General features: G+C 52.8%; 16 protein-coding genes. 13 read left to right on the top strand and 3 right to left on the bottom strand.

Going from position 1 to position 13,963, the window contains the following annotated elements:
* Positions 1-240: 240 nt before the first annotated feature.
* The 11 genes from rpmH to HV127_RS06875 all read left to right on the top strand — a co-directional run bounded on the left by rpmH (position 241) and on the right by HV127_RS06875 (position 8,899).
* Positions 241-381, top strand: a complete 141-nt coding sequence (gene rpmH, locus HV127_RS06825) for a 50S ribosomal protein L34 (protein WP_002220736.1) — start codon at positions 241-243, stop codon at positions 379-381.
* 15 nt (positions 382-396) lie between these two features.
* Positions 397-756, top strand: coding sequence for a ribonuclease P protein component (gene rnpA / locus HV127_RS06830; protein WP_004871829.1), 360 nt, complete (start codon positions 397-399; stop codon positions 754-756).
* Positions 720-977 (top strand): membrane protein insertion efficiency factor YidD, encoded by a 258-nt coding sequence (gene yidD, locus HV127_RS06835; RefSeq protein ID WP_004871831.1) that lies wholly within the window; start codon positions 720-722, stop codon positions 975-977. The genes rnpA and yidD overlap by 37 nt, the downstream gene beginning before the upstream one ends.
* Positions 978-979: 2 nt before the next feature.
* Entirely contained in the window at positions 980-2,626 is a 1,647-nt protein-coding gene (gene yidC, locus HV127_RS06840) for a membrane protein insertase YidC (protein ID WP_110276013.1), read from the top strand.
* A 76-nt stretch (positions 2,627-2,702) separates the two neighbouring features.
* Positions 2,703-4,067 (top strand): tRNA uridine-5-carboxymethylaminomethyl(34) synthesis GTPase MnmE, encoded by a 1,365-nt coding sequence (mnmE, locus tag HV127_RS06845; protein WP_182235414.1) that lies wholly within the window; start codon positions 2,703-2,705, stop codon positions 4,065-4,067.
* A gap of 132 nt (positions 4,068-4,199) precedes the next feature.
* A complete protein-coding gene (locus HV127_RS06850; protein WP_182235415.1) occupies positions 4,200-4,607 on the top strand; it encodes a GNAT family N-acetyltransferase in 408 nt (135 codons plus the stop codon).
* Positions 4,608-4,724: 117 nt separating this feature from the next.
* Entirely contained in the window at positions 4,725-5,162 is a 438-nt protein-coding gene (locus HV127_RS06855; protein ID WP_182235416.1) for a hypothetical protein, read from the top strand.
* Positions 5,163-5,298: 136 nt separating this feature from the next.
* Positions 5,299-6,483: an MFS transporter gene (locus HV127_RS06860; RefSeq protein WP_182235417.1), complete on the top strand. Its 1,185-nt coding sequence runs from the start codon at positions 5,299-5,301 to the stop codon at positions 6,481-6,483.
* Positions 6,452-7,411, top strand: a complete 960-nt coding sequence (gene yidZ, locus HV127_RS06865; RefSeq protein WP_182235418.1) for an HTH-type transcriptional regulator YidZ — start codon at positions 6,452-6,454, stop codon at positions 7,409-7,411. The genes HV127_RS06860 and yidZ overlap by 32 nt, the downstream gene beginning before the upstream one ends.
* Before the next feature lie 146 nt (positions 7,412-7,557).
* Positions 7,558-8,295: a hypothetical protein gene (locus HV127_RS06870; RefSeq protein ID WP_182235419.1), complete on the top strand. Its 738-nt coding sequence runs from the start codon at positions 7,558-7,560 to the stop codon at positions 8,293-8,295.
* A gap of 37 nt (positions 8,296-8,332) precedes the next feature.
* Complete coding sequence (locus tag HV127_RS06875) at positions 8,333-8,899, top strand: NADPH-dependent FMN reductase (protein ID WP_182235420.1); 567 nt, start codon at positions 8,333-8,335, stop codon at positions 8,897-8,899.
* A 49-nt stretch (positions 8,900-8,948) separates the two neighbouring features.
* Here HV127_RS06875 and adeP read toward each other — a convergent pair whose 3' ends face one another.
* Positions 8,949-10,286, bottom strand: coding sequence for an adenine permease AdeP (gene adeP / locus HV127_RS06880; protein ID WP_110276019.1), 1,338 nt, complete (start codon positions 10,284-10,286; stop codon positions 8,949-8,951).
* 167 nt (positions 10,287-10,453) lie between these two features.
* Here adeP and yieH point away from each other — a divergent pair, with 167 nt between their 5' ends.
* The gene (yieH, locus tag HV127_RS06885; protein ID WP_182235421.1) at positions 10,454-11,119 is read left to right on the top strand and encodes a 6-phosphogluconate phosphatase; all 666 of its coding nucleotides are present in this window, start codon (positions 10,454-10,456) and stop codon (positions 11,117-11,119) included.
* Between the two features lie 11 nt (positions 11,120-11,130).
* Complete coding sequence (gene cbrC / locus HV127_RS06890) at positions 11,131-11,718, top strand: PF03691 family colicin E2 tolerance protein CbrC (RefSeq protein WP_182235422.1); 588 nt, start codon at positions 11,131-11,133, stop codon at positions 11,716-11,718.
* Between the two features lie 272 nt (positions 11,719-11,990).
* Here cbrC and HV127_RS06895 read toward each other — a convergent pair whose 3' ends face one another.
* Positions 11,991-12,710 carry a glucosamine-6-phosphate deaminase gene (locus tag HV127_RS06895; protein WP_182235423.1) on the bottom strand — a complete coding sequence of 240 codons (720 nt, stop codon included), beginning with the start codon at positions 12,708-12,710 and terminating at the stop codon, positions 11,991-11,993.
* 54 nt (positions 12,711-12,764) lie between these two features.
* Positions 12,765-13,931: an alpha/beta hydrolase-fold protein gene (locus HV127_RS06900; protein ID WP_182235424.1), complete on the bottom strand. Its 1,167-nt coding sequence runs from the start codon at positions 13,929-13,931 to the stop codon at positions 12,765-12,767.
* Positions 13,932-13,963 lie beyond the last annotated feature (32 nt).

The following is a 13,963-nucleotide window of genomic DNA, read 5'->3' on the forward strand; positions in this document are numbered from 1 at the left end:
CTTTATCCACCAGGTCGTATAATCCCCCACCCGGCGCGTAATGCCCGTTTTCCGCAACGTGCCATCGCTTATTTTTTGTGCGGCAAGGTGCGAGAAATAAGGAAAGAGAATTGACTCCGGAGTGTACAATTATTACAATCCGGCCTCTTTAATCACCCACGCTGAGGCGTAGGCCGTTCGAAATTCGTTCGGGTATACGCGAAAGTCAGTGAAATTATTCAAGTTTAGGTAGAAACCGCCATGAAACGCACTTTTCAACCGTCTGTACTGAAGCGCAACCGTTCTCACGGCTTCCGTGCTCGTATGGCTACTAAAAATGGTCGTCAGGTTCTGGCACGTCGTCGTGCTAAAAGCCGTTCTCGTCTGACCGTTTCCAAGTAATAAAGCTAACCCTGAGTGGTTAAGCTCGCATTTCCCAGGGAGTTACGTTTGTTAACTCCCAGTCATTTCACTTTCGTCTTCCAGCAGCCATTACGGGCTGGCACGCCGCAAATCACCATCCTCGGCCGCCAAAATTCGCTGGGGCATCCCCGCATCGGTCTTACTGTCGCCAAGAAAAACGTTAAACGCGCACATGAACGCAATCGGATTAAACGTCTGACGCGTGAAAGCTTCCGTTTACGTCAACATGAACTCCCGCCAATGGATTTCGTGGTGGTGGCGAAGAAGGGGGTTGCCGACCTCGATAACCGTGCTCTCTCGGAAGCGTTGGAAAAATTATGGCGCCGCCACTGTCGCCTGGCTCGCGGGTCCTGATAGGCCTGATTCGGGTCTATCAACGCCTGATTAGTCCGCTACTCGGGCCGCACTGTCGTTTCACACCAACCTGCTCTCAATACGGAATTGAGGCATTGCGCAGGTTTGGACTGATAAAAGGCAGTTGGTTGACGGTGAAACGCGTATTAAAATGCCACCCTTTACACCCTGGTGGTGACGATCCCGTCCCGCCTGGACCATTTGATACCAGAGAACACTAACGATGGATTCGCAACGCAATCTTCTTATCATCGCTTTGTTGTTCGTGTCTTTCATGATCTGGCAAGCCTGGGAGCAGGATAACAATCCTCAGCCTCAGCAGCAGACCACGCAGACAACGACCACAGCAGCGGGTAGCGCCGCCGACCAGGGCGTACCGGCCAGTGGCCAGGGAAAACTGATTACGGTAAAAACCGATGTGCTTGACCTGACCATCAACACCAGCGGTGGTGATGTTGAGCAAGCGCTGCTTTTGGCTTACCCGAAAGAGCTGAAGTCGACTGAACCGTTCCAGTTACTGGAAACTACGCCGCAATTTACCTATCAGGCGCAGAGCGGTTTAACCGGTCGTGATGGTCCGGATAACCCGGCTAATGGCCCGCGTCCGCTGTATAACGTCGATAAAGATGCGTTTGTGCTGGCTGATGGCCAGAACGAAATCGTCATTCCGCTGGCATACACCGATAAAGCAGGCAACGTTTTCACCAAAACTTTCACCCTGAAACGCGGTGAGTATGCGGTAAATGTCGCCTATAGCGTACAGAACGCCAGCGAAAAACCACTGGAAGTGTCGACCTTTGGCCAGTTGAAGCAGTCTGCCAATCTGCCGACGCATCGCGATACCCAGACGGGTGGTCTAACGACAATGCACACTTTCCGTGGTGCAGCGTATTCAACATCTGAAACGAAGTACGAAAAGTATAAATTCGACACTATCGTTGATAACGAAAACCTGAACGTCAGCACCAAAAACGGTTGGGTTGCCATGCTGCAGCAGTACTTTACTACCGCATGGGTTCCGCAGAACAACGGCACTAATAACTTCTACACCGCGAATCTCGGTAACGGTATTGTAGCTATCGGCTACAAATCTCAGCCGGTTCTGGTGCAGCCTGGTCAAACCGATAAGCTGGAAAGCACCCTGTGGGTCGGCCCGGCAATTCAGGACAAAATGGCTGCCGTTGCGCCGCATCTTGACCTGACCGTTGACTACGGTTGGCTGTGGTTTATCTCTCAGCCGTTGTTCAAACTGCTGAAATGGATCCATAGCTTCCTGGGTAACTGGGGCTTCTCCATCATCGTTATCACCTTTATCGTTCGTGGCATCATGTACCCGCTGACCAAAGCGCAGTACACCTCCATGGCGAAGATGCGTATGCTGCAGCCGAAGATTCAGGCAATGCGTGAGCGTCTGGGCGATGACAAACAGCGTCAAAGCCAGGAAATGATGGCTCTGTATAAAGCTGAGAAGGTTAACCCGCTGGGTGGCTGCTTCCCGCTGATTATCCAGATGCCAATCTTCCTTGCGCTGTATTACATGCTGAGCGCTTCGGTTGAACTGCGTCATGCGCCGTTTATCCTGTGGATCCACGACCTGTCAGCACAAGACCCGTACTACATCCTGCCGATCATCATGGGCGCGACGATGTTCTTCATTCAGAAGATGTCGCCGACCACGGTAACCGACCCGATGCAGCAGAAGATCATGACCTTTATGCCGGTCATCTTCACGGTGTTCTTCCTGTGGTTCCCGTCTGGTCTGGTGGTTTACTATATCGTCAGCAACCTGGTGACCATTATCCAGCAGCAGCTGATTTACCGTGGTCTGGAGAAGCGTGGCCTGCATAGCCGCGAGAAGAAAAAATCCTGATTCGGTATCGTTAAGCGCTAAAATGAAAGGCGGTCGAATGACCGCCTTTTTTATTGCCATAAAGTTGAGACTAACCATGAGCCATAACGACACTATTGTCGCCCAGGCAACCCCACCGGGACGCGGTGGCGTGGGCATTTTGCGTATCTCTGGCCTGAAGGCGCGCGACGTCGCACAGGCGATATTAGGCAAGCTGCCGAAGCCGCGCTATGCGGACTACCTGCCGTTTAAAGACAGCGACGGCAGCGCGCTGGATCAGGGTATTGCACTGTGGTTCCCTGGCCCGAACTCCTTTACCGGTGAAGACGTGTTAGAGCTTCAAGGGCACGGCGGCCCGGTGATTCTCGATTTACTGCTCAAACGTATTCTGACGCTGCCGGGCCTGCGTATCGCCAAACCCGGCGAATTTTCCGAGCGTGCGTTTTTGAACGATAAGCTCGATTTGGCTCAGGCCGAAGCGATTGCCGATCTGATCGACGCCAGCTCCGAGCAGGCAGCGCGTTCTGCATTGAACTCTCTGCAAGGTGCCTTCTCCACCCGCGTTAACCACCTTGTGGAAGCACTTACTCACCTGCGAATCTACGTGGAAGCGGCCATCGACTTCCCGGACGAGGAGATCGACTTCCTCTCCGATGGCAAAATCGAAGCCCAGCTTAACGAGGTAATTGCCGACCTCGACGCCGTACGCGCCGAAGCACGTCAGGGCAGCCTGCTGCGCGAAGGGATGAAAGTGGTGATTGCCGGACGCCCGAACGCCGGGAAATCGAGCCTGCTTAACGCTCTGGCAGGCCGTGAGGCGGCGATTGTTACCGATATCGCCGGAACCACTCGCGACGTGCTGCGCGAGCATATCCATATCGACGGTATGCCGCTGCATATCATCGATACCGCCGGTCTGCGCGATGCCAACGATGAAGTTGAACGTATTGGTATCGAACGCGCCTGGCAGGAGATTGAACAGGCCGACCGTGTACTGTTTATGGTGGATGGCACCACCACGGACGCCGTTGATCCCGCCGATATCTGGCCGGACTTTATCGAACGTTTACCGGCAAAATTACCGATTACCGTGGTGCGCAACAAAGCGGATATTACCGGCGAAACGCTGGGCCTGAGTGAAGTGAACGGCCACTCACTTGTGCGCCTCTCTGCGCGTACTGGCGAAGGCATAGATGTATTGCGCGACCATCTCAAGCAGAGCATGGGTTTTGAAACTAACATGGAAGGCGGCTTCCTCGCACGCCGTCGTCACCTGCAGGCGCTGTCAGACGCTGCAGAGCATCTGCAACAGGGTAAAGCGCAGCTATTGGGTGCATGGGCAGGTGAGCTGCTGGCGGAAGAGCTGAGGCTCTCTCAGCAATGTTTAAGCGAGATTACCGGCGAGTTTACTTCTGACGACCTGCTGGGACGGATTTTCTCGAGTTTCTGTATTGGTAAATAAGCTTCGTTTGTGAGCATTGACTAACCCGCATTAACTTTCTGTTAAAGCGGGTTTTTTATTCTTCCTTTACTTCTTCACGCGTACCGCTTTCTCAATTACCTTTATCGGTACCATCACTTACCGGATACGACAATGATTGCTGATTATACCTTTATTGATACCGTCCCTTCCGCGGAAGACTTTTGTCGTCTGCGCGTCATATCAGGTATGTCACCGCGTCCGCTGGAGGGTGCCCGCGCGGGTCTGCCGCACAGTTGCTATGGCGTGCATATCCTCTGGGATGGCGTACCTGTTGGCATGGGGCGTATCGTCGGCGACGGTGCGCTGAACTTTGAAATCGTTGATGTCTCCGTTGACCCGGCCCATCAGGGGAAAGGTCTTGGTCGACAGATCATGCAAAAAATTGTCAGCTGGCTGGATGAAAACGCGTTTAAAGGAGCATACGTCTCGCTGGTAGCCGATGTTCCCGAGCTGTACGCGAAATTTGGTTTTACCAGCGTCAGGCCAGAAAGTGAAGGTATGGCGAGGATTTGGAAGTAGATATTTTCTCAAATGTCATAACTAAAGATGAATGCAGGTACAAGCCGCAATAAATAAGCATTAACATGTCTGCTTGCTGGTTTGTATATTGCATTTATCCACAAGGGAAGAAACATCATGAGTATGGATTACTGGCTCCAGGCTTTTGATCATGGCGAGGAGGGATTTTTACCACTTTCCATTGTTGAGGAAGCGTTTGGCGATGCACTTACAGATAAAAATATTTCTCGCGACAAAATCTCCAGAAAAATACTCGTTTCATACCATCTTAAATATCCTCAACAAACAGAGCATTACCTCTCTATAGAGGCAACAGATGACACTATCCCTTTAATCAGCGAACTTGCTTTTGTGCACGCTCCAGGTGCTGATGCTTTCTGGCAGAGTCTGGTCAATATTCTACAGGCCACACATACTGTTCTTTACTGGGCCGATACTGAAAACGCGCTGGTTATTGGGCAGCAAGAAACCCGACAGCACCTGCCGCCGGATATGATTGAAACATTGGGTGAGCCTCGGGTTATTTCCTCATTTGAGGAGCTTTGGCAGCCATAACCGTATTTTTTTAACAGCCCGAACGCGACAATGCTTAACCCTTTTTCCTTCCAGGAAATCATTGTTGTCCAAATGGCAACTCGTACTACCGTACGAACCCCACTATCCTGTACAACATTCATCTGTGAGGGGTTCTATGGCACGCTTTCTTATCTGTAGTTTTGCGCTGGTTTTGCTTTATCCATCCGGCATCGATATGTATCTGGTCGGCCTGCCGCGCATCGCACAGGACCTGGGGGCCAGCGAAGCGCAGCTGCACATCGCCTTCTCGGTTTATCTCGCGGGAATGGCCGCCGCAATGCTGTTTGCTGGCCGTATAGCGGATAAATCAGGACGTAAGCCGGTTGCCATATTCGGAGCCATAATCTTTGTTCTGGCGTCCCTGCTCTGTTCTCAAGCGCAGGTCAGTACCCACTTCCTGGTTGGGCGTTTTATTCAGGGGATTGGCGCGGGCAGTTGCTACGTCGTCGCCTTTGCCGTTCTGCGCGATACCCTCGACGATCGCCGCCGTGCCAAAGTCCTGTCGTTGCTAAACGGTATCACCTGCATTATTCCAGTACTGGCTCCGGTACTGGGCCATCTGATTATGCTGAAATACCCCTGGCAGAGCCTGTTCTATACCATGACCGGCATGGGCGTTCTGGTAGGCCTGCTTTCGATTTTTGCTTTGCGGGAAACGCGCCCAACCTCCATGCCGCACACGGAAACGCAGCAAAATATCGCCCCCGAGTCGCTACTTAACCGCTTTTTCCTCAGCCGAATTGTCATAACCACCCTGAGCGTGACGACTATCCTGACCTACGTTAACGTCTCCCCGGTACTAATGATGGAAGATATGGGCTTCGATCGCGGTACCTATTCCATGGCGATGGCGCTGATGGCGCTGGTCAGTATGGTGGTTTCGTTCTCGACGCCGTTTGCCCTGACGCTGTTTAAGCCGCGCATGCTGATGCTGACCTCGCAGGTTCTGTTCTTTATCGCTGGCCTGCTACTTTGCCTCTCCACCAGCCAGACCATGACGATGCTGGGACTGGGGCTTATTTGCGCCGGATTCTCCGTTGGCTTTGGCGTGGCGATGAGTCAGGCTTTAGGGCCATTTACCCTGCGCGCGGGCGTCGCAAGCTCAGTTTTAGGGATTGCTCAGGTCTGCGGCTCTTCGCTGTGGATTTGGCTGGCGGCGATCGTCGGCCTCAGCGCAATGAATATGCTGATCGGGATACTCATTGCCTGTAGCATAGTAAGCATTGTTCTGATTATGGTCGCTTCCCCGTCGCGGGCCGCGCAGCGCTATGAAGAAACCCCTGTCGAGTCTCGATCTTAACTTACTCTTGTGCCTGCAGCTTTTAACGCAGGAGCTCAGCGTCACCCGCACGGCGAAACGAATGAACGTCTCGCCGTCAGCGGTGAGTAAGTCGCTGGCCAAGCTGCGCGCCTGGTTTGACGATCCTTTGTTTGTTAAAACCCCTCTGGGGCTGTCGCCCACGCCGCTGATGAGCAGCATGGAGCAGGATTTAGCGGACTGGATGCAGATGGGCAATCAGATCCTCTATAAGCCTCATCACACGATGCCAAGCGGTCTGAAGTTTGAGCTGGCGGCGGAGTCGCCGCTGCTGATGATCCTGCTAAATTCGCTTTCTCAGCGGATCTACCAGCACTATCCTCAGGCGCTGATCCGCCTGCGTAATTGGGATTACGATTCACTGGATGCCATTATTCGTGGCGAAGTCGATATCGGTTTTTGCGGACGTGAAACCCATCCGCGCTCCCGGGAACAGCTAAGTATGCTGCCCTGGTATATTGATTTTGAGGTTCTGTTTACCGACCTGCCGCAGGTGTGGCTACGCGCCGATCACCCCGCGCTCAGCGAGGAATGGAATCTTGATACCTTCTTACGTTATCCGCACATCAATATATGCTGGGAACAGAGTGATACCTGGGCGCTGGATGACGTGCTGCACGATCTGGGGCATAAACGCACCGTGGCGTTGACTGTGCCAGGTTTTGAGCAGTCGCTGTTTATGGCCGCACAGCCGAATCATACGATGCTGGCAACTGCGCCACGCTATTGTCAGCGTTATAATCAGCAGCACCATCTACCGCTGGTCTCGCTTCCACTACCGCTTGAGCCATCGCTTCTGGAGAAAATGCGCGTACCCTTCACGCTGTTGTGGCATAAGCGCAATAGCTACAACCCGAAGATCGTCTGGCTGCGAGAAACCCTAAGACAGCTCTATATCGACCCGTTATAGCCCTGGTTTGCCCCGTTCGCGCAATAAATTGTAAAATTCACACAATTTCCCTTTTCAAGAGGTAATTTCCGCATTAAAACCTGACTATTCTGAGCGATAATATTATTCGCAGTTTTTATCATTGACCATTAATCACGGAGCGACGAATGGCAACGCATTTTGCAAGAGGGATACTCAACACCAGAGAACCACAATCAACACGCCTGTCGGCGGCCTGTCATCAATCAGCAAGACGCCTGCCCGAGTACCGACAAAGCCGCTATCGTGCATCACGATCGCTACTCGCAGAACTACTCTTTATGTTGTATGGCATTAGCGAACTTCCAGAAATTATTGACGAAGAGAATGGAAAACCGGCTTTTCGCGACGAACATCTCCCGCGCTTCTCCATCTCCTATGCTGGTAATATCGTTGGCGTAGCACTCACCACCGAAGGGGATTGCGGTCTGGATATGGAGCTACGGCACACCTCCCAGGGTTTACATTCATTACATGATGCTGACCGCTACGCTTTTAATAGCAATGAGCGTTTATGGATTAGCAACCAGCACGACCCCGATGAAGCACGCGCTCAACTGGCTGCACTACGAAAAAGTATCCTGAAACTGACCGGAGAATCCCCAGTTCACCTACAGCTTCTCCCGGGATCGGGCCGATTACGAACGCGCAGAATGCAGCCAATAGAAGCCGTCTGTGACGCCGAAACAGTGCTGGTCTGGTCCATCGCCGCAAGCCCGGATATTGGCCAACTAAAAATCTGGGAATATGGCGGCAAAGCGGGGTGGCACAGCCTGCCTGACGCGCAAGTTCGCGCAAAAGAGTTATCCACCCGACTCATGCGCTTTACCAGCTTACCAACCGAAAAAGCCTTCTCCCTCAACTGACCGGCCCGTCCGGCCATCATGATGCAAAGGAGCAATCATGTCTGATACGTTGAAAGTTGTTACGTTACTCGGAAGCCTGCGCAAGGGCTCTTTTAATGCCATGGTAGCGCGCACCCTGCCCGGCATTGCGCCTGCGGGAATGGAAATCTCCGCGTTACCATCCATTGGCGCGATTCCGCTGTACGATGCCGACGCCCAACAGGAAGAGGGATTCCCGCAAAGCGTGCAGGATATTGCTCAGCAAATTCGCGAAGCGGATGGTGTGGTTATCGTAACTCCAGAATATAACTACTCGGTTCCTGGTGGTCTGAAAAATGCCATCGACTGGCTGTCTCGTCTGCCAGAACAGCCCCTATCCGGCAAACCAGTACTGATTCAAACCAGCTCAATGGGCGCGATTGGCGGCGCGCGCTGCCAGTATCATCTGCGCCAGATTCTGGTCTTCCTTGATGCGATGGTGATGAACAAGCCAGAGTTTATGGGCGGTGTGATTCAGAATAAGGTCGATCCGCAGGAGGGGAAGGTGGTCGATCAGAGTACGCTCGATCATCTCAGCGGGCAGCTAAGCGCCTTTGCTGAGTATATTCAGCGGGTTAAAGCGTAGTATTGTTCCCTCACACTCGCCAGCATGCCGAGTGTGAGGGGAACGCGCATTAATGAGCGTCGATAAACACAATCTTCAGCACGAACAGCAGCGAAACCACAATCACGCATGGGCTGAGGTCACGCAGACGGCCGGTACCAATCTTCATCACGCAGTAAGAGATAAAGCCTAAGGCAATACCTTCGGTGATGGAGAAGCTAAACGGCATCATCACGGCAGTAATAAACGCCGGAACCGATTCGGTCAGATCATCCCACTTCACGCGCGCCAGGCTGGACGTCATCAGGACGCCAACGTAAATCAGCGCACCGGCTGCGGCATAGGCCGGAACCATGCCTGCCAGCGGCGACAGGAAGATAACCAGCAGGAACAGAAGACCAACCACTACGGCGGTTAAGCCAGTGCGGCCGCCAACGGAAACCCCTGAAGACGATTCGATATAGGCAGTCACGGAAGAGGTGCCAATAAAGGAACCCGCAACGGACGAAACGCTATCGACAAACAGCGCCTGCTTCATGCGCGGGAACTTACCCTTCTCATCGGCCAGACCGGCTTTATCAGTCACGCCGATCAAGGTACCGGAAGAGTCGAACAGGTTCACCAGCATAAACGAGAAGATAACTCCCGCCAGACCGAGATTCAGCGAACCCGCCAGATCAACATGACCAATCACCGTGGTGACGCTCGGCGGCGCAGAAACGATGCCGGTATAGTGAACATCACCCAACATCCAGCCCAGCAGCGTGGTGACCACGATTGAAACCAGTACCGCCGCGTGAATGTTGCGGGAAGCCAGAATCGCGATAATAAAGAAGCCAAGAATACCCAGCAGTACGCTGTGGGACGTCAGGTTGCCAATACTCACCAGGGTGTCTTTGTTTGCGACAATCACACCTGCGTTTTTCAGGCCCATCATCCCGATAAACAGACCGATACCGCTGGTGATACCGACGCGCAGGCTAACCGGGATATTAGCAATCATCCAGTAACGTACGCGGAAAATCGTCAGCAGCAGCAGGCCAACAGCGCCCCAGAAAATCGCGCCCATCCCGACCTGCCACGGCAGCCCCATCGCCTGGACCACGACAAACGCAAAGAAGGCGTTAAGGCCCATTGCTGGCGCCAGCGCCACTGGCAGGTTAGCAAACAGCCCCATCATGATGCTGCCGAATGCGGCGATCAGACAGGTGGTGACGAAAACGGCGCTGGTATCCATACCCGCCACGCCGAGAATCTGTGGGTTAACGAAAACGATGTACACCATCGTCAGGAAGGTGGTGAAACCTGCAATCGCTTCGGTACGTGCCGTCGTGCCATGTTCGCGGAGTTTGAACACGCGCTCCAGCAGACCCTGGCCAGAAGACTGGCTGGTTTGTTGTTGACTCATTATCGGTTTCCGAACAAAGGAGGGAAAATTCGTCGCTATCCTATACCAAAATGCGACAATAAGGGCAGTTGTGAGATACTTTTTTTCATTGATTTTGCTTATACGGCAACGATTGCGTCTCACGAATCAGCATGACGAAAACGTTAACTTACTAAAATGGAAACGACATGACCCAACCAGAATCAGTATTTTTCGACTGTGACGGCACGCTGGTCGACAGCGAGGTGATCTGCTCCCGCGCCTACGTCCATATGTTCAGGGAATTTGGCATTACGCTGGATTTAGCAGAAATTTTTAAGCGCTTCAAGGGCGTCAAACTTTACGAGATTATCGACACCATTAACGCGGAGTACGGCGTTGACCTGCAAAAAGCGACTCTTGAGCCGGTTTACCGCGATGAAGTTGCACGTCTGTTTGATACTGAACTGGAAGTCATCCCTGGCGCACAGGCGCTGCTGGATGCGGTCAAGGTGCCGATGTGCGTGGTCTCCAACGGCCCGGTGAGCAAAATGCAGCACTCTCTCGGCAAAACCGGAATGCTGCACCATTTTCCTGAGCGTCTTTACAGCGGGTACGACATCCAGCGCTGGAAGCCCGATCCGGCCCTGATGCTCCATGCCGCAAAAGCGATGAACGTGAACGTCGAGAACTGCATTCTGGTCGATGATTCCAGCGCAGGCGCACAGTCAGGGATCGCTGCCGGAATGGAGGTGTTCTACTTCTGCGCCGATCCGCACAACAAACCGATCGTGCATCCGAAAGTGACGACGTTTACCCACCTGGACGAACTGCCGAAACTGTGGAAAGCGCGCGGGTGGGATATAACATCATAAGAGGGATTTTAATGCGCCAGACAAAACCGTTACCCGCCTTTAAATATCATCCCGATCCCCTGGCAACAGGGGCATTTGTCGATGATAAAACCGTTGTCTGCCAATGCTGTGAACAGCAGACATCGGTTTACTATACTTCCCCGTTCTACTGCGTTGATGACGTCGAGCAGCTCTGCCCGTGGTGTATCGCCGATGGCTCCGCTGCGGAAAAATTCAACGGCAGCTTTCAGGACGAATGCAGCGTGGAAGGACTGCAGGGGCAATTTGATGAAGAAGGTGAATTTGACGGCCATTTCATCAGTCCATATAGCAAAGAACAGGAACTTGAACTGGTAACTCGAACGCCGGGATATCGGGGCTGGCAACAGGAGTTCTGGCTTGCTCACTGCGGCGATTTCTGCGCCTTTATCGGCTACGTCGGATGGGATGAAATTAAAGATCGTTTAGATGAATTTGCCGATCTCGCCGGTGACTGTGCCGACTTTGGCATCGATTCAGACGATCTCTCCAGATATCTTCGCAATAACGGCGATTGTCAGGGCTACCTGTTCCGCTGCCTGAGCTGCGGTAAATTACGCTTATGGGCAGATTTCTCATAGGAAGGAGATTCTGATCCCGGCTAGCCTTGGTGATGATGCAGATACCACCGCTGCGATTACTGGGCTAACGCAGAAACTGCTGGCAAAGTCTGAATGCTAATGCTGATTGGAGACCAGAATTGCAGGAAATCCCCGGAGGCGATGCTGTGCATCTGTCCGGGCTACCGGTCCGCAGACGATGGTGAACCTGTAGCCCGGTCAGCGCAGCGCCACCGGGAATTTTGGGAGGTAATACCAAGCAAACCCAAACACATGGCTTCAGGTGAGCGATATCAACGGCTCAGCTCAGCAACCGCAGCCTTGTCAGCGATGATGACTAATGAAGGATGCAGTTTCAGCACCGAGGCCGGAACCTGTTCGCTCACTTCGCCTTCAATCACCTGCTTCAACGCCTGGGCTTTCGCCGCACCGCTGACGATAAGCAGCAGATTTTTCGCCGCCATCACGCTTTTCGGCCCCATGGTAACGTAGCTATCCGGCACCACCGAGAAATCTCCGCCCATTTCGCCATGTGCAACAAGGCCTACCATATCACCGGCAATAGGAACTTCGACCGTCGCATCATGGAAACGCGTGGTATTTGGCAGGTTACCGCAAAAATGGCCGTCAGCACCCAGCCCCATGACGATCAGGTCAAGGCCACCGTCTTCCTGTAACTGACGGTCATGGTGCATAAAGTTTTCATGACTGAGCTTGTGGATATTCTGTTCCTGAATCTGCGCGGGAGTGAAAAACAGATTACGCAGATTACTGATGGTGATGCCCTCACGATCCTGCCCACGAAAAGGGATCTCATCAAAATTGTAATAATGAACCTGAGAATAAAAGGATTTCCCTTTGATGGCAGCAGTCAAATATTCATACATTTTCTTCGGCGTGCTGCCTGCCGTCACCGCCAAATTCATCCTCCGCGGTGCGGTGATGTAGCCCAGAACATGATAGCTGGCGACCAGGCTCATCTCTTCATAATCTTCCGTCACGATTAATTTCATTTTATCTCCCTGTAAATATTGAAGATAAGGAGCCAGAATCCTGGCCCCTTATTTTTACTTAAATAGCTTCTGTACAAACTCAGCGTAGGCCGGACGCCAGACGTCCATTTCATGGTTCAGACCGGGATATTCATGGTAATCAAACTTGATTTTCTGCTTTTCCAGCTCAGTTTTCAGACCCGCAATATCCTTCCCGGTGACAACATCTTTCTCACCGACCACCACAGTAAAGTTACGCAGTTGCTTATTAATCGCCTGCGGCTGGTTTAGCTGCGCTTCCACGCCTGCATCCGGCACCGTTGTTGTCGTTACGCCACTAAACGTTGCCAGCCAACCAAAGCTTTCAAGGTGGTTCATTCCTGAAACCAGCGCCTGATAGCCGCCCTGCGACAGCCCGGCGAGCGCCCGGCCATCCGCGTCTTTACGCACATTGAAGCGCTCATCAATCAGCGGAATGATGTCGTTCATCAACTCTTTATCGGCCGCTTTGGCATTCAACGGATAGAACGTTTTGCGCCGCTCCTGCGGCGGGAAGTTCTCTGCGATCGCTTCAGGAACATCGGTCTCAGTATCCGGTACCACAACTAACATCGGCTTGATTTTGCCTTCCGCCAGCAGGTTATCCATGATTTGCGGGATACGCCCCTGATCGATGGCCGACAAGCCGCTGTCGCCAAAACCGTGATAGAAATAGAGTACAGGTAGCGGCTCACCGGTACCGGTATAGCCCGGCGGCGTCCAGACATAGGCACGACGTTCAGAATTCAGCGCCTTTGAGTGATAGGTCAACGTCCGTAACTCACCGTGAGCGACCGCCCGATCGTCAAGAATGCTGCCCGGTACCAGAATCAGGCTGGTATTCACCTGGCGCTGCGGCTTCTGATAGCGGCTGCCGGTATCAACAGAGCGGAATCCATCAACATCAAAATAGTATTCGTAGAGGTTAGGGGCCAGAGCTTCGCCTTTCCACGTCCAGATCCCCTGCTCGTCTTTAGTCATATCATGGGAGACAAAGGTATCCGGCGTCGCACCCGTCACCACAGAAACGCGTTTTGCATCAGGCGCAAACAGGCGGAAGGTTATGCTCTTATCAGCGTTAACCTGCGTAATATACTGACTGACTGGGATCGACCCGTTTGGCGTTGCCGGAAACGGCGCGGCATGGACGGAAAACGCTGCACCCGCCAGCGCCAGAGCGAAATAAATAGCATGTCGTTTCATCGTTATTCCTCTTGAAAATTTTGTCCTGACCG

The sequence above is a fragment of the Klebsiella sp. RHBSTW-00215 genome, from assembly GCF_014103785.1.
Lineage (GTDB): Bacteria > Pseudomonadota > Gammaproteobacteria > Enterobacterales > Enterobacteriaceae > Klebsiella.